17 protein-coding genes are annotated in these 15,951 nt (G+C 62.9%); 9 read left to right on the plus strand and 8 right to left on the minus strand.

From position 1 onward, the window contains the following. Positions 1-6: 6 nt before the first annotated feature. Positions 7-774, minus strand: coding sequence for an SDR family NAD(P)-dependent oxidoreductase (locus IB262_RS08870; protein WP_060519753.1), 768 nt, complete (start codon positions 772-774; stop codon positions 7-9). A 150-nt stretch (positions 775-924) separates the two neighbouring features. Here IB262_RS08870 and IB262_RS08875 point away from each other — a divergent pair, with 150 nt between their 5' ends. Continuing rightward, on the plus strand, positions 925-1,737 hold the full coding sequence (locus IB262_RS08875) for a helix-turn-helix transcriptional regulator (RefSeq protein ID WP_060607300.1): 813 nt from the start codon (positions 925-927) through the stop codon (positions 1,735-1,737). 54 nt (positions 1,738-1,791) lie between these two features. Here the strand turns inward: IB262_RS08875 and ptsN are convergent, their stop codons facing one another. From ptsN to lptC, 6 genes are all read right to left on the minus strand, one after another. Further along, positions 1,792-2,256, minus strand: a complete 465-nt coding sequence (ptsN, locus tag IB262_RS08880) for a PTS IIA-like nitrogen regulatory protein PtsN (protein ID WP_034797457.1) — start codon at positions 2,254-2,256, stop codon at positions 1,792-1,794. A gap of 172 nt (positions 2,257-2,428) precedes the next feature. Next, a complete protein-coding gene (raiA, locus tag IB262_RS08885; protein ID WP_034797455.1) occupies positions 2,429-3,001 on the minus strand; it encodes a ribosome-associated translation inhibitor RaiA in 573 nt (190 codons plus the stop codon). Positions 3,002-3,224: 223 nt separating this feature from the next. Then, positions 3,225-4,763: an RNA polymerase factor sigma-54 gene (gene rpoN / locus IB262_RS08890; RefSeq protein ID WP_112974811.1), complete on the minus strand. Its 1,539-nt coding sequence runs from the start codon at positions 4,761-4,763 to the stop codon at positions 3,225-3,227. A gap of 146 nt (positions 4,764-4,909) precedes the next feature. Then, complete coding sequence (gene lptB / locus IB262_RS08895) at positions 4,910-5,728, minus strand: LPS export ABC transporter ATP-binding protein (RefSeq protein ID WP_034797451.1); 819 nt, start codon at positions 5,726-5,728, stop codon at positions 4,910-4,912. A 12-nt stretch (positions 5,729-5,740) separates the two neighbouring features. Continuing rightward, positions 5,741-6,301, minus strand: coding sequence for an LptA/OstA family protein (locus tag IB262_RS08900; RefSeq protein WP_034797449.1), 561 nt, complete (start codon positions 6,299-6,301; stop codon positions 5,741-5,743). A gap of 15 nt (positions 6,302-6,316) precedes the next feature. Next, positions 6,317-6,985 (minus strand): LPS export ABC transporter periplasmic protein LptC, encoded by a 669-nt coding sequence (gene lptC, locus IB262_RS08905; RefSeq protein ID WP_034797447.1) that lies wholly within the window; start codon positions 6,983-6,985, stop codon positions 6,317-6,319. Positions 6,986-7,248: 263 nt separating this feature from the next. Between lptC and sppA the strand changes: the two genes are divergently transcribed. The 3 genes from sppA to IB262_RS08920 all read left to right on the plus strand — a co-directional run bounded on the left by sppA (position 7,249) and on the right by IB262_RS08920 (position 9,092). Further along, a complete protein-coding gene (gene sppA, locus IB262_RS08910) occupies positions 7,249-8,208 on the plus strand; it encodes a signal peptide peptidase SppA (protein WP_034797445.1) in 960 nt (319 codons plus the stop codon). Positions 8,209-8,262: 54 nt separating this feature from the next. Further along, positions 8,263-8,640 carry an integration host factor subunit beta gene (locus IB262_RS08915; RefSeq protein WP_226020731.1) on the plus strand — a complete coding sequence of 126 codons (378 nt, stop codon included), beginning with the start codon at positions 8,263-8,265 and terminating at the stop codon, positions 8,638-8,640. A gap of 107 nt (positions 8,641-8,747) precedes the next feature. Further along, the gene (locus IB262_RS08920) at positions 8,748-9,092 is read left to right on the plus strand and encodes a lipopolysaccharide assembly protein LapA domain-containing protein (RefSeq protein ID WP_034797442.1); all 345 of its coding nucleotides are present in this window, start codon (positions 8,748-8,750) and stop codon (positions 9,090-9,092) included. Between the two features lie 61 nt (positions 9,093-9,153). Here IB262_RS08920 and IB262_RS08925 read toward each other — a convergent pair whose 3' ends face one another. Further along, on the minus strand, positions 9,154-9,612 hold the full coding sequence (locus tag IB262_RS08925) for a carbon monoxide dehydrogenase subunit G (protein ID WP_034797441.1): 459 nt from the start codon (positions 9,610-9,612) through the stop codon (positions 9,154-9,156). Between the two features lie 309 nt (positions 9,613-9,921). Between IB262_RS08925 and IB262_RS08930 the strand changes: the two genes are divergently transcribed. From IB262_RS08930 to IB262_RS08950, 5 genes are all read left to right on the plus strand, one after another. Continuing rightward, the gene (locus tag IB262_RS08930) at positions 9,922-11,076 is read left to right on the plus strand and encodes a class I SAM-dependent rRNA methyltransferase (RefSeq protein ID WP_113079945.1); all 1,155 of its coding nucleotides are present in this window, start codon (positions 9,922-9,924) and stop codon (positions 11,074-11,076) included. Beyond that, on the plus strand, positions 11,073-11,933 hold the full coding sequence (locus IB262_RS08935; RefSeq protein WP_043615629.1) for an RNA methyltransferase: 861 nt from the start codon (positions 11,073-11,075) through the stop codon (positions 11,931-11,933). Before IB262_RS08930 ends, IB262_RS08935 begins: the two co-directional genes overlap by 4 nt. Next, positions 11,930-12,421: a signal peptidase II gene (gene lspA / locus IB262_RS08940; RefSeq protein ID WP_034797436.1), complete on the plus strand. Its 492-nt coding sequence runs from the start codon at positions 11,930-11,932 to the stop codon at positions 12,419-12,421. The genes IB262_RS08935 and lspA overlap by 4 nt, the downstream gene beginning before the upstream one ends. Before the next feature lie 271 nt (positions 12,422-12,692). Next, positions 12,693-14,753: an ATP-binding protein gene (locus IB262_RS08945; protein WP_246802615.1), complete on the plus strand. Its 2,061-nt coding sequence runs from the start codon at positions 12,693-12,695 to the stop codon at positions 14,751-14,753. Positions 14,754-14,874: 121 nt separating this feature from the next. Next, positions 14,875-15,765: a GNAT family N-acetyltransferase gene (locus IB262_RS08950; RefSeq protein ID WP_034797430.1), complete on the plus strand. Its 891-nt coding sequence runs from the start codon at positions 14,875-14,877 to the stop codon at positions 15,763-15,765. The last annotated feature ends 186 nt before the right edge of the window (positions 15,766-15,951 follow it).

Here is a 15,951-nt window from a genome sequence, read left to right on the forward strand (position 1 = left end):
CCTCCCTCAAACCGCGGTGAAGCAATTGTCGACGAACAGATGCGTGCCGTTGATGAAGCTCGCCTCGTCACTCGCCAGAAACAATGCCGCGTTCGCCACTTCCTTCGGATCGCACATGCGGCCCTGTTGCGCGGCGATCGCCGCTTCCGAAACGTCGACGCCGTATTTGCTGAGCCCGACGAGCTCGCGCTTGCCGTGGTCGGTGGCGATGAAGCCCGGGCAGACGGCGTTGCAGCGGATTCCGCGGTCGCGGAATTCCACGGCGATGGCGCGGGCGAACATGTGGCAGGCGCCCTTGGTGGTGTCATAGAGCACCTCCATCGGTGTTGCGGCCACGGCCGAAATCGACGAGGTGCAGACAATGCTGCCGCCGCCGGCCGCAAGCATGCCTGGCAGTACCGCCTTGGTCATCAGGAACATGCTGCGCACATTGACCGCCATCAGCCGGTCCCACTCGTCCTCCTCCGTTTCGAGGAAGGGACCGACGGCGAGGATGCCGGCGTGGTTGAAGAGCACGGTGATGGCGCCGAAGGCCGCTTCAACCGCCTTGACGGCGGACGTCACCTCGGCCGACACCGAGACGTCGGCCGGGGCAAAAATCGCCTCGCCGCCGTTGGCGCGGATCGAGGCGGCCACCTCTTCGCCTTTGCTGCGCGGCAGATCGACGATGCCGACCTTGGCGCCTTCGCGCGCGAACAGCTCGGATGCGGCAAGACCGCAGCCTCCCGCGCCACCGCTGATCAACGCCACCTTGCCTGAAAGCCTGCCTGCCATCTTAATCCTCCCCTTGGCGCATCCTTCGCAGCGGTCGCCGATGACGACCCGCGACGGATCCGGTTTCTCACTCCCCGGGAATTATTGTTGACGAGTGAGGGGCTGTCGATATCCCATGGGGGATACGTAGGGTTGGGGGATGACAAGGGAATGCTCGCAAGCGAGTCTGCCGATATCTCGGCGATGATCGGCCTGATCGGCACGGAAGATTTCGGCCGAGCGCTCGATCGGATGCTCCGATCGGTCACCGGCTTCGATCTCTCGGTCGCGTTTGCCTATCCTTACGATGCAAGGCCGATCGTCCTGCATGACGGCTATACGGCCAAGGTGTCGGCAAGTGCGCTTTCCGCCTATCTCGGCGGCGCCTACCTGCTCGATCCCTTTTACGTCGCCTGTTGTGCCGGCCAGCCGGCAGGGCTCTGGCGAATGCGCGAGCTTGCGCCGGACCAGTTCTTCCTGTCCGACTTCTCGTCGTCGGCGGAAGTGCATCCCTGCGTGTCGATGGAATCCGGCGTTCTCGTCGAGGAGGTGGGCTTCGTTATCCCGCTCGATGGCGGCCTGCAGGCGACCTACTCGTTGATGCGCGGCCGCGGCGGCGAGCCTTTCAGCGAGACGGAGCTGGCCAGGCTGCGCGTCTACGAGCCGATCGTGCGCGAGGCCATCAGGTCGAACTGGCGCCAGCAGGGCCAGACGATTGCGCCGTCGCCCTCCGAGGAGGGCGACGATGCGATGGAGGCGGCGTTCGAAAGCCTGTGTTCAGATCGGCTGACCAAGCAGCAGCGCAACATCGTGCGCCTCATCCTTAGGGGCCACAGCAACCTGTCGATCGGCAAGGTGATGAACATCGCCGAGGGCACGGTTCGCATCCACCGCAAGAACATCTATCGCCGGCTCGGCATTTCGAGCCAGGGTGCCCTGTTCCGGATTTTCATTGATCATTTGAACGGGCGTCAGCTCTACTGATGCAGGCTTCGGGCGACTGTGCGCATCCTGCAGGATGCGCCCCGTTGTTCAAGCTCAGGCCGCGTGCGAGGTCGCGTCGTCGTCGAGCAGCGTGTAGATCGCGCTGGCGGAATCGCTCGAGCGGATCTTGGCGACCATGTCCTGGTCGCGAAGCACGCGCGCGATGCGCGACAGCGCTTTGAGGTGGTCCGCGCCGGCGCCTTCCGGAGCGAGCAGCAGGAACACGAGATCGACCGGCTGGTCGTCGAGCGCCTCGAAATCGACGGGCGTGTCGAGACGCGCGAAAATGCCGATGATCGAGGGGAGATTGTTGAGCTTGCCGTGCGGAATGGCGATGCCGTTGCCGACGCCGGTGGAACCAAGGCGCTCGCGCTGCAGGATCACGTCGAAGATTTCACGCTCGGGAACCCCGGTGATCTTAGAAGCTTTTGCCGCCAATTCCTGAAGGAGCTGTTTTTTCGAGTTGGCCCTCATGGCCGGGATGATCGCATTTTGATGCAGTAGACCTGCCAATGCCATTCTTTTGTCCTCGTTCGCCGGTTAGAGCCGGACAACATCATCACAAATGCGTCGCAATGGCTCTAACCATCTTTGTCATGGCGGATCCCATGCACAGAAAAGTCACATTTCCGGCCTGGCCGCTGATTTGCGGGAGAGGGACGCCGGCACGCCGGCATCCCTCTTTTTTCGCTCATGCTTTGATATTGGCAGCATCGATCCAGCCAATATTTCCATCGTTGCGCCTGTAGACGATATTCAGTTCGGCCTTGCCGGGAGTGCGGAACATCAGGACGGGTTCGTCCGTCATGTCGAGCGCCATCACGGCGCTTGCGACAGACATCGTCCTTAATTGTTTCGAGCTCTCAGCCACGATGGTCGGCGCATAATCCTCGGGAACTTCGTCGTCCTCGAACGGCACCGAATCCATCACTGTGTAAGCCACCTCGGCAGCGTTCTGTCCGTTGCCGTTGTGGTGATCCTTCAGCTTGCGCTTGTAGCGACGCAGACGCTTTTCGATGCGATCCGACGCCGCGTCAAACGCAGCCTGTGGATCGTTCGCCTGGCCGTTCGCCTGCATTACCACGCCCGTATCGAGATGAAGCTTGCAGTCGGCGCTGAAGCGCGGCCCGGATTTTTCCACAGTGACCTGGCTTGAATATCCTCCGTCGAAATATTTGGTAACGGCCTGCTCGATCTGCTCGCCAATGCGGGCGCGGAACGAATCGCCGATTTCCATCTGTTTACCGGATACACGCACACTCATGGAGTTTCCTCTCTCGTTCGTGATTTGCGCAGCCAGTCTATTCCAAGCGGTCCCGTCATCCAAGCCTTTCAGACTTGCGAGCGCGCCTCTGTCGCAGCCACCGGTCGCACCGGAGGCTTCCGGGGTGAGCAGTCCCCGGCAATTGCGGCGGGCTCATATCGCCTGTGTCGGAGAGAGTCAATCGAAGGTCGCAAAAAAGTTAATGCGCCTTAACTTCCGGTGCTCAGAAACCGGCGGCCTTGGCGAGCGCGCGCTTCTCCCGCCGGCGCTGCACGGAGGAGGGGATATTCATCGCTTCCCGGTATTTGGCGACCGTGCGCCGCGCGATATCGATGCCGGCCTTCTTGAGGACGTCGACGATGTCGTCGTCAGAAAGCACCGCCTCGGTGCTCTCCTCGTGGATCAGCGTGCGGATCTTGTGGCGCACGGATTCCGCCGAATGGCTGTCGCCACCCTCGGCCGAGCCGATCGAGACGGTGAAGAAATACTTGAGCTCAAACAGCCCGCGCGGCGTCAGCATGTACTTGTTCGAGGTGACGCGGCTGACGGTCGATTCATGCATCTTGATGGCGTCGGCGACGGTCTTGAGGTTCAGCGGCCTGAGGTGCCCGATGCCGTTGACGAGGAACGCGTCCTGCTGGCGCACGATCTCGGTGGCGACCTTCATGATCGTGCGGGCGCGCTGATCGAGGCTGCGCGTCAGCCAGTTGGCATTTTGCAGGCATTCGTTGAGGAAGGCCTGGTCGGCGCTGTTTTTCTGCGTGCCGCGTGACACCGAAGCGAAGTAGTCCTGATTGACCAGAACGCGCGGCAGCGCATCCGGATTGAGTTCGACCATCCATGAGCCGTCGGGCGCTGCCCGCACGACGATATCGGGCACGATCGCCTCGCTGACGCTGGTCTCGAAGCTGGTGCCGGGCTTCGGGTCGAGCTTGCGGATTTCCGCCAGCATGTCGATCAGGTCTTCCTCGTCGACGCCGCAGATCTTCTTCAGCGTCGCGAAATCACGCCGCGCCAGGAGTTCGAGATTGGCAAGCAGCGCCTCCATTGCCGGATCGAGCCGGTCGCGGGCGCGCAGCTGGATGGCGAGACACTCGCCGAGCGAGCGGGCAAATACACCGGGCGGATCGAACTGCTGCAGCGTCAGCAGCACCCTGAGGACATCGGCATGGGCGGCGCCCAGCCGTTCGCCAACCTCGCCGAGGTCCGCCTGCAGGTATCCGGCGTCGTCGAGTTGGTCGATGAGGTGCTGCGCGATCAGTCGATCGGAAGGAGCCGGCAGCGCGAAGGGCAATTGCTCCAGAAGCGTTTCGCGCAGGCTCTTGCGGCCGGCGACGAAATCGTCGAGGTCGTAATCTTCGCCCTCGCCGCTGCCGGGCATCGATTTCCACTGGCCAAGCAGTTCCGGCGCATCGGCGCGTTGCGGCGTGGTGTCGTCCTGGAAGACATTGGCGAAATCGGCATCGAGCTGGTCGTCGAGCCGCTCGCCGCTTTGCGACGTGGCGCTGTCATAGAGATCCGCCTGGCCGCCGCCGTCGTCGCTTCCGCCTCTCTCGTCTCCGCCGGCCATCTCGCCCTGCTCCGGGGCGACCTGATCGTCATTTGCCTGAAATTCGAGCAGCGGGTTCTTTTCGACTTCCTGGGCGATGAACTGGTTGAGCTCAAGATGCGTCATCTGCAGCAGCTGGATCGACTGCATGAGCTGTGGCGTCATCACCAGGGACTGGGACTGGCGCAGATGAAGGCTGGCGGACAGGGCCATGCTGACGCGAAACTCCCGAGAAATCTCCAGGGGCCGCGGTGCTTCTCCGGTCGCCGGTCGGGCCCTTTTCTTAATTGGCCCAAAAATTGCTTATCGGAAAGGTTTGGTCAAGCGCGTTCGCGGGCGGAATCGCCCGCGAGGCGGTTTCAGAGGCTGAAATTGTCGCCGAGATAGAGCCGACGCACGTCAGGATTGGTGACAATGTCGTTGGCGCGACCATGCGTCAGCACTTCGCCGGCATGGATAATGTAGGCGCGATCGATGAGGCCGAGCGTCTCGCGCACATTGTGGTCGGTGATCAGCACGCCGATGCCGCGCGAGGTCAGGTGCCGGACAAGCGCCTGGATGTCGGCGACCGAGATCGGGTCGACGCCGGCAAAGGGCTCGTCGAGCAGCATGAAGGTCGGGTCGGTCGCAAGCGCACGGGCGATTTCGAGACGGCGGCGTTCGCCACCGGAAAGCGCGATCGCCGGCGACTTGCGCAGATGCGTGATGTTGAACTCGCCGAGCAGGTCGTTGAGCTTGCTTTCGCGCCGCTCCAGGTTCTTATCGTGAACCTCGAGCACGGCGCGGATGTTCTCCTCGACCGTCAGCCCGCGGAAGATTGACGCTTCCTGCGGCAGGTAGCCGACGCCGAGGCGTGCACGCCGGTACATCGGCATGGTCGTCACGTCATTGCCGTTGATCTCTATCGAACCCTCGTCGACGGGGACGAGGCCGGTGATCATGTAGAAGCAGGTGGTCTTGCCGGCGCCGTTCGGCCCGAGCAGGCCCACGGCCTCGCCGCGCCGCACCACCAGCGACACGCCGTTGACGACCCGACGCTCGCGATAGGCCTTGGTCAGTCCGCGGGCAATCAGGGTGCCGTCATAGCGCGCCTTGTCGACCGCATGGCCGGAAGCGACCGCAGTGGTCGCCGACGGCTTGCGGACCCGTTTGCGCTTGTGGAGGAAGGGAAGTTGCACGAGCGGTCTACGTCAGTTCGTCTTGCGGGACTTCGGGTCGAGCTGGATCTGCACGCGGCCGCCGCAGGCTTCGAGCTGGGCCTCACCGGTTTCCATCTGGACGTTGAGCTGGCAGCCGACGAAGACGTTCTTGCCTTCGGAGAGGACGACCTTGTCGCCCTTGAGAACGAAGACCTGCTTGGTCATGTCGAACGAGCCGGTATCGGCCGTCGCCTGCTGCGTGCCGGAGCTCAGGAATACTTTCTCGCTGACCTCGATACGGTCGATGTCGGCGTCGCCGCTCGAAACCGAGCCGCCGCCGGACTTGTAGAAGACGACCATATTGCCGGCCTGCAGCGTCGTCGTGCCCTGCACGACCTTGACGTTGCCGGTGAAAATCGCCTTGCTTTCCGGGTCCTTGATTTCGAGCTTGTCGCTCTCGATCTGGATCGGCTTGTCGTTGGACAGCTCAAGGCCCTTCATCTTGCTCGACGTGGCCTGCGCAAAAGCGCCGGAGGCAATAATCAAAGCGCCCGCTCCGGCAATGGCCAGGCTGGCGGAAATCTTGAAAAATGATGCGGTTGTGACCGACATGGAGTGCACCGGGTCCTATTTCGCGTTTTTGCGGATGGCGGCGGGCTCGACGTTCACCCTCACCATACCCTCGAAAATTACAATACGTCCCTTATCCGTCATTCGCAGCGTCTGCGCAATGATCGAACCACCCTTCATGCTGATCGCAACGGGCTGCTTCGTTTCCATCTCGCCGGCATTGATGTCCAGATAGGCCGACTGGAAGTCGGCGTTGATGCCATTATTGACGGAAATGGTGAACGGGGCGTTCATGTCGAGTGTATTGGCGCCGCGATCATAGATGCCGTTGGTGGCGTCGACGGTCGCTATCATCGAATCCTTCATCGGCATTTCTGCGTGGATCGTCTGCAGCGTGATGATGTCGGGGTTGGCGATATCCTGAAGCGCCCGCTGGGCCTTCATCGAGTAGCTGATGCCCTGCTTGTTGCGACCGGAGATCGCCGGATTCTTCATGACGATCTTGCCGTCCTCGATCGTCGCGGTCTCGATCTGCAGGTCGACGGGCATGAAAGCGCGCACGAAGGACACGGCGGCAAAAATGACGGCAATGACGCCGGCGATGATCGGCAGGATGATCTTCAGGCGGCGCACGCGCGCGGAATGCCGTGCGGCGAGCGCATAGGCGTCGGCGGAGCTCGCACCCGTATCGGCAAAGATGCCCGGGGCTGGCGCGTGGTTCAACATGGAAGGGCCTGTCGGTTCTACTGCTTTTGTCGCTGACCCAACGTGGGGGTCATTTACATACATTGGTGTAAGTCGTCGCAAATATGGATATTTTTTGCTGACGCACAATGGCGCCGCAAAAAAACTCGGGTGAAGCGCAAAAACGCCAGCCGCGGCTTTCAACCGTGGTCAAGCGCGTCTATGGAATATGCCTCTTCGCGCGCAGATAGCACGTTCCCGCGGAAACTGACAGAAGCAGCGCCAACAAATCGGGAGAAACCCACATGGACGAACTCGCCATCGCCGATCGCCGCAGCCTGCGCCGGAAGTTGAGCTTCTGGCGCTTTGTGGTCGCGGGGCTGCTTCTCCTCGTCGCGCTCGCGATCTTTGCCTGGTCCGGGGCTGCCGACGACGTCGGCCACAACAGGCAGCATGTGGCGCGCGTTGCGATCACCGGCCTGATCCAGGATGACCGCGAACTGCTCGAGCGCCTGCAGAAGATTGCCGACAACGATAGCGTCAAGGCGCTGGTCGTGACCATTTCGTCGCCGGGTGGCACCACCTATGGCGGCGAGGTCATCTACAAGGCGATCCGCAAGGTGGCGGCCAAGAAGCCGGTCGTTTCCGACGTGCGCACGCTTGCCGCCTCGGCGGGCTACATGATCGCGCTCGGCGGCGATACGATAGTTGCCGGTGAGAGCTCGATCACCGGCTCCATCGGCGTCATCTTCCAGTATCCGCAGGTCAAGGAGTTGATGGACAAGCTCGGCGTCTCCCTGGAATCGATCAAGTCGCGGCCGCTGAAGGCGGAACCTTCGCCCTTCCATCCGGCGAGCGACGAGGCGAAGGCCATGATCCAGTCGATGATTGACGACAGCTACGCCTGGTTCGTCGACCTGGTTGCCGACCGCCGCAAGTTGCCGCGTCCCGATGCGTTGCTGCTCGCCGACGGACGCATTTTCACCGGCCGCCAGGCGCTGAAGGCCAAGCTCGTCGACAAGCTCGGCGGCGAGGACGAAATTCGCGCCTTCCTCACGGAGAAAAAGGTGTCGAAGGACCTGCCGATCGTCGATTGGGAAGCCCCCCGCAAGACCCTGCCTTTTGGCCTCGGCGCGCTGGTCGGCAACTGGATCAAGATGTTGGGATATGACGCTTTTCCGGCAATGAGCGGGCTCGAAAAAATTGCAGGCGACAAGTTGTTTCTTGACGGTCTTGTTTCGGTTTGGCAGGTTGATGGCCAATGAGCAAGGCGACATATACCCAGCCTGAGCCGTCGAGCGATGTCGGTGATTTTGCAAATGCCGCGCACCGCCTTGCGGAAATCACAATGCAGACCGAAAAAGCAAAACAAACAAGAATTTGAGGGGGCGACAGTGATCAAGTCAGAACTGGTGCAGATTGTTGCGGCTCGCAATCCGCATCTCTACCACCGCGACGTCGAAAATATCGTCAACGCGGTCCTCGATGAGATCACCGACGCGCTCGCTGCAGGCAACCGGGTCGAACTGCGTGGCTTCGGCGCCTTCTCGGTCAAGAACCGGCCGTCGCGGTCGGGGCGCAACCCGCGCACCGGCGATTCCGTTTTTGTCGAGGAAAAATGGGTACCGTTTTTCAAGACCGGCAAGGAACTGCGCGAGCGGCTCAACCCGGGCATGAACGGCGAAGACGAGGATTGATCATCCTTGGCGGTCGCCAGAGACCCCTAACGACCCCTTTTATACGAGGCCCGTTGCCGGCAAGCGTCCGGCAAAGCGCACGGGCGTCGGTGAGATGGAGCGATTGAATGTTCAAGAAACTGATCAACATCGTTGTTCTCGTGCCGGTCGCTATCATCCTGATTGTGCTGAGCGTGGCCAACCGCCAGAGCGTAACGCTGGCGCTGAACCCCTTCCGGCCGGAAGACAGCGTGCTTTCCGTGAGCGCGCCGTTCTTCGTCTTCCTGTTCCTTGCGGTCATCGTCGGCGTCATCCTCGGTGCCGCCGCGACCTGGTTCAGCCAGGGCAAGTACCGGCGGCGCGCGCGCAACGAGGCGAACGAAGCAGTGAAGTGGCACCGCGAGGCGGAGAAACACCGCAGCCAGGCGGAAAAGCTCGCAACCCAGGCGACGCTCGCAGCGCCGCAGAACTGATCAGAAGTTCACAAGCCTGCGAAGACCGAGACGGGGCGCCCGTTCGGTCCGCGTCGCCTCTTTAGCTCGCAGCTTCCGCCGTACCGCCGACGGCGGCGCTAAAATCGGCGAAGAATTGCTGCGCCAGTTTCTTGGCGGTTGAGTCGATCAGGCGCGAGCCGAGCTGCGCGAGCTTGCCACCGATCTCCGCCTTGACGTCGTAATGCAGCACCGTTTCGTCCCCGTCCGCTGTTAAGGCGACGTCGGCGCCGCCCTTGGCAAAGCCGGCGATGCCGCCCTTTCCTTCGCCCGAGATCGTATAGCTCTGCGGCGGATTGAGATTGGAGAGCACGACATTGCCGGTGAAGGAGGCCGAGACCGGGCCGATCTTGATCTTCACCACGGCCGCAAGCTCGGTTGGCGACGTCATCTCCAGCGACTGGCACCCGGGAATGCATCGCTTGAGGATTTCCGGGTCGTTGAGGCCGCGCCACACCGCGTCGCGCCCAGCCGCAATCCGCTCTTCGCCGGTCATGTCCATGCGTTTTCCTCCCCCCATGCGACGCCGCGCGCCCGATATCGACGCGCAAATGTCGCTTCGACACACTAGACCTGCCGCGGAATTTTGTCGCGAAGCCGGTTCCAGCCCAAGAAAATTCGCAGCGGGTTCTTGCGCGTTATCTTCGCAAAACGGAAACGGCTTTGCCAAGAGCATCAGCGATGCTATTTGCAGCTTCAAGAGATGCCGCGGCTTCAGGCTGCGGCGACAAACCTCATGGCGTCCGCCGGCCCGTCCCGGATACTGCGCAGGCAGGCGGCCCATGCACTAACAAAGCCCAGGGATTTCAGCGTGAAGGAAAAGGACCGGCGGTCGAAGAATGCCTCCGTGACGACGGCCAAGGGCCGTGGTGCCGAAGCGCGTGGCGGCGGCCGCCACGATCAGAAACGTTCGGCACCGCCGAAGGGCGGCGGCTTCAAGGAACGGCCGGCGCGACCGGCGGCAGCACAGACGGCGGAGACGCGCGAGAAGCCAGCAAAACATGCGCCTGCACAGGAAACGCCGGCGCGGGTGATCGCGCGGCGAACGGGGGAAAAGCCGGCCGAGCGCATACCGCTCATTCTCGAAACGTCGGACGCATCCGGCTATCACCTGATCGACAGCGGCGCCGGCGAAAAACTTGAGCAATACGGTCCCTACCGCATCGTGCGCCCCGAGGCGCAGGCGCTCTGGCCGCGCAGCCTGCCCGATAGCGTCTGGGAAAAAGCCGACGCGATCTTCACCGGCGACACCGACGAAGACGGCATGGGGCGCTGGCGCTTTCCTGGCGCCGTGCTCGGCGAGACCTGGCCGATGCAGCTTCTCGGCACCGATTTCCACGGTCGCTTCACCTCGTTCCGCCATGTCGGTGTGTTCCCGGAACAGCTCGCGCACTGGAGCTGGGTGAAGGATCAGGTGGAAAGGGCTGGGCGGCCGCTGAAGGTGCTGAACCTCTTCGGCTACACCGGCGTCGCCTCGCTGATCGCCGCCAGGGCCGGCGCCGAGGTGACCCATGTCGACGCCTCCAAGAAGGCAATCGGCTGGGCGCGCGAAAACCAGCAGCTGGCGCGGGCCGAAAACCTGCCGATCCGCTGGATCTGCGACGATGCGATGAAGTTCATCCAGCGCGAAGAGCGCCGTGGCAGCCGCTACGACATCATCCTGACCGACCCGCCGAAGTTCGGCCGCGGGCCGAACGGCGAGGTCTGGCAGCTTTTCGACCATCTGGCGGCGATGCTCGACATCTGCCGCGAGATCCTGTCGCCGGAGGCGCGCGGCCTGGTGCTGACGGCCTATTCGATCCGGGCGAGCTTCTACTCGATCCATGAACTGATGCGCGAGACGATGCGCGGCCACGGCGGCCGGGTGGAGTCGGGCGAGCTCATCATCCGCGAGGGCGGGCTTGACGGCCGCGAGCCGGGCAGGGCGCTTTCGACCTCACTCTTCAGCCGCTGGGTACCGCAATGACGAACGACAGAAGCGAACACGGCACCGGTCGTGTCGGTCAGGTGAAGGAGGTCACGAGCCTCACCAACCCGATCATCAAGGACATCCGCGCGCTGACGCAGAAGAAGCACCGCGACGAGACGCGCTCCTTCATGGCCGAGGGCCTGAAGCTGGTGATCGACGCGCTCGACCTTGGCTGGAAGATCAAGACGCTGATCTATGCCAAGGCGGCCAAGGGCAAGCCGCACGTGGAGCAGGTGGCGGCAAAGACCTTCGCCAAGGGCGGCCTGGTGCTGGAAGTCAGCGAGAAAGTGCTGTCGACGATCACGCGGCGCGACAATCCTCAGATGGTCGTCGGCATCTTCGAGCAGCGTTACCAGTCGCTGAAGGACCTGAAGCCGCAGCTGGGCGAAACCTATGTGGCGCTCGACCGCGTCCGCGATCCCGGCAACCTCGGCACCGTCATCCGCACCGCCGATGCCGCCGGCGCTTCCGGCGTCATTCTCGTCGGCGAGACCACCGATCCGTTTTCGCTCGAAACCGTGCGTGCGACCATGGGCTCGGTCTTTGCCATGCCGGTGGCGCGCGCCAGCGTCGAGGACTTCATCCGCTGGCAGAAATCCGCCGGCGTGAAGGTCGTCGCGACCCATCTCGCCGGCGCTGTCGACTATCGCACCATTGACTACAAGACCAAGCCGGTCGTGCTTCTGATGGGCAACGAGCAGTCGGGTCTGCCGGAGGAACTCGCTCGAGAAGCCGGTGCGCTTGCCCGCATCCCGCAGGCCGGCCGCGCCGACTCGCTCAATCTGGCGATTGCCACCGGCATCATGCTGTTCGAGGCGCGCCGCCACCTTCTGACCCTGGATGCCCGCGCATGAGCGAGAAGCAGGTGCTGTTTTCGCGGCCGCTGCCGATCGCGGTCTTCATCGTCTTCGCGCTCATCGCCGACCAAATAATCAAGTATCTGGTCGAGCTTTACCTGCCCTTCAATCAGGCGGTCCATGTCGTGCCGATGCTGGCGCTCTACCGCACCTACAACTACGGCGTCGCCTTCTCGATGCTGTCAGGCATGGAGGGCTGGTTCATCGTCGGCATGCGGCTCACCGTCTGCGCCTTTGTGCTCTGGCTGTGGAAGCGCACGCCGAAGGATCGGTTCTTCGCCCATTTCGGCTATGCGCTGATCATCGCCGGCGCGCTCGGAAACCTCGTCGACCGGCTGCTCTTCGGCTACGTCATCGACTACATCCTGTTCTATACGGAGACGTGGTCTTTCGCCGTCTTCAATCTGGCCGATACCTTCATCACCATCGGCGCCGGCGCGATCATTCTTGACGAACTACTGCACGCGAAAAAAGCGGATCGCTAAGATTTTATCGAAGCCTTGAAGCCATTCGGAACGCCTGTCGTGTTAGCCGGAACGCATGAGCGAACCGTCACGACTGCTAGAGCGGATCGAAACCGGCTTCGGGAGAGACGCCCGGGCGGGTAAGGCTGCGTCGGTTTCGGCGCTCCCGCTCGATGGGCCGGCGTCCCGTCAGGTGTCGGCGCAGCCGGCTTCCGGCGCGCGCTCTGCGCTTAGTTACGTATCCCTGGCGCTGCTCGGCCTGGTCGCTTCCGGCCTTGTCCTCGTCGTCGGCATGACTGCCGGCTTCCACCTGTTCGCCGCGGCGATTGCCGCGGCCGGCGTGGTCGGTGCGCTTTTGCTCGCCGTCGAAGCCATCCGCGCGTTTGATAGCGTGCCGGTTTCCGATGAGGTGGAGCGGGACCAGGATTGGCACCGCTCCGAAACCTCGGCGCTGCTTTCGACCATTCACGATGCGCTGGGTGACCTTGCGATCATGCGTGGCATGGACGGAAAGATCGTCCACGCCAATGCTGTCTTCCATCAGGTCTGCGGCCGATCGGATGTCCGGGGCATGGCCTGCGGCGCCCTTGGGCTGAGCTTCGAGCCGAAGGCTGCGCCCAATCATTACCTCGTGCGCATCGCCGCGGCCGAAGGCGTCCGCCTTTTCGATTGGCATGACGTGATCGCCCGCGATCCGGCGAGCGGCAAACTCATGCGCCACAGTATTGCGCGCGATGTCACCGAGGAAGCGCGCGCCGCGCGCGAGCGTGAGGCGGCGCGCCGGCGAGCCGAGGAGGCGAGCCAGGCAAAGTCGCGGCTGCTCGCCACCGTCAGCCACGAGATCCGCACGCCGCTTTCGGGCATTCTCGGCATGAGCCATCTGCTCGGCCAGACCCGCCTGTCGAGCGAGCAGCAGAACTATCTCGCCGGCATGCAGCAATCCGGCCACGCGCTGGTCCAGCTCGTCGAAGACCTGATCGACTTCTCGTCGCTTTCAGCCGGCCGCTTCCAGTTTCGCCCCAGCCGCCAGGATCCGCGCGGCGTGATCGAGAGCGTCGTGGAAATGCTCTCCAATCGCGCCCACGAGAAGGGCATCGAGATCGGCGCCACCGTTTCCGTCGACGTGCCCGCGTTGATGGCTTTCGACGCGGCGCGTCTGCGCCAGGTGCTCTTCAACGTCATCGGCAACGCGGTCAAATTCACGGAAGTCGGCGGCGTCTTCGTCAGCGCCGACACGATCGAGGATTGCGTGCGGATCCGCATCGACGATACGGGGCCGGGCATGTCGCCCGACGACCTGAAGCGCATCTTCGAGGAGTTCGAGCAGGCCGGCAACGACGAGCAACGCGCCAAGGGCACAGGGCTCGGCCTCGCGATCTCCAGGCGCATCATGCAGGCCTGTGGCGGCAGTCTCACGGCCGCAAGCGCGCCCGGCCGCGGCAGCCGCTTTGAAATCCGCCTGCCGCTTGCCGAAGTCGAGGCGATTGCGTCGGAGCGCCGCTCCACCCTCGCCGGGTCGCATGTGCTGGTCATGGCTCCCGATGGCCCGGCCTCGGCGGCGCTGGCGGCAACCATCGCGACGCTTGGCGGGCGCTGTCATCGCGCAACGACGCTTGCCGCAGCCCAGCATGTTCTTGCCGATGTGCAGGCAGGTGGCGCGCCACTCACCGACGTGATCGTCGACCACCGGCATGCGCAGCAGTACGAGCAGCTCCTCGCACTCCAGCCGGCCATCGGCCGGCTGGAGGTTCGCCGCACCTATCTGATCAATCCGGAGGAGCGCAACGGCCACCCCGTCAACCAGATGGATGGCTACGAGGCCTGGCTGATCCGGCCCTTGCGCGAAAAGTCGCTGATTGAAGTGCTGCTCGGACGCCTGAAGGGCATCGAAAAACGCGACGCGATCAACGACAACAGGCCGGTCCTGCGCGAGGAGCCCGTCGTTGAACCCGTCCGCCGACCGGGACACGGCATCCTGCTGGCCGAGGACGATCCGATCAATGCGTTGATCATCCGCACGCTGTTGCAGCGTTCGGGACACGCGGTGCAGCTCGTCAGCGACTTCGCGGGGGTCGCCGAGACGCTGCGAGCCCCTGCCGGAAACGCCTTGCCGGAGCTTCTCGTCACCGACCTCAATATGCCGGGTGGCGACGGGCTTTCCATGATGCGGCACATCCGTAATGACGAGGCAATACGCTCCTTGCCAAGGTTGCCGGTCATCGTGCTGACTTCCGATATCCGCGAGGATATGCGCGACCGCCTGCTTGCCGCCGGCGCCGATGTGGTGTTGGCGAAGCCGGCCGACCCGCAGGTGCTGACCTCGGAGATCGCGCGTCTGCTGCGCAAACAGTAACTCTTGCGATGGTTACGGTATTGATCGGGCGGCGGGGGTTGTACGCAACTTTCATGTCACTATGTTGTTGCAGAAACGTGGTCTAAGCCCCCGCAGACAGATTTGATTCGGGATGACGCGGATGGCCATCGAGCTACTGGATTCAGCGAACGTGGTTGACACTTCTCAGGCTTGCATCGGCACGAAAGCTGCCGTCCCGACGACCGACGTGCTTGGCCGGATCGCCAATCTTGAGACGCGCCTTGCCCGCACGGCATCGGAAATCGATGCTGCCCAGGCCGTGCGCTACAAGGTTTTCGTCGAGGAGATGAAGGCGCAGGTCGGCCCCGAGGCCGATCGGCGCAAGCGTGACGTCGACAGCTGGGACGCGATCTGCGACCACCTGCTGGTTCTCGACACCTCGATCGAAGGCGACGCCGAAGATCAGATCGTCGGGACATACCGGTTGCTGCGCCAGGATGTGGCTGAGCGCTCCGGCGGCTTTTACTCGTCTTCCGAATTCGCGATCGACGCGCTTCTCGCCCGTCATCCGACCAAGCGCTTCATGGAGCTCGGCCGCTCCTGCGTCCTGCCGGACTACCGGACCAAGCGCACGGTCGAACTCCTGTGGCAGGGCAATTGGGCCTATGCGCTCAAATACGGCATGGACGCGATGTTCGGCTGCGGTTCGTTCCCGGGTGTCGTTCCGGCCGAGCACGCGCTGGCGCTGTCCTTCCTGCACCACAACATCCGCGCCCGCGACGACTGGGCCGTCAGCGCACGGCCCGAGCTGCATCGGACGATGGATTTGATGCCGGCCGAGGCGATCAATGCCAAGAAGGCGCTCGCCGCTCTGCCGCCGTTGATCAAGGGCTATATGCGCCTCGGCGCGATGGTCGGCGATGGCGCAGTGGTCGATCATGCGTTCCGCACCACCGACGTTCTGATCGTTTTGCCGATCAGCAATATCTCGGGCCGCTACCTCAACTACTACGGCGCAGATGCCGGACGTTTCGGTGGCGCCGCCTCCTGACCGGGTCCCGGTGAGGTTAACCAATTATTAATGATGGATTTGACTTTCAAGGTCGAAAGAGAGACATGTATTGTCATGTTCTTCTCTAATTTCATGACGAACGAATAGAGAAAATAAATGGAGAAACTGCCGATCTTCCGGGGGTCGACAGGTATAGGGTTCCCAAGACTCCGTCTTTCATTACCT

Source organism: Ensifer sp. ENS02 (assembly GCF_014851885.1).
GTDB lineage: Bacteria > Pseudomonadota > Alphaproteobacteria > Rhizobiales > Rhizobiaceae > Ensifer > Ensifer adhaerens.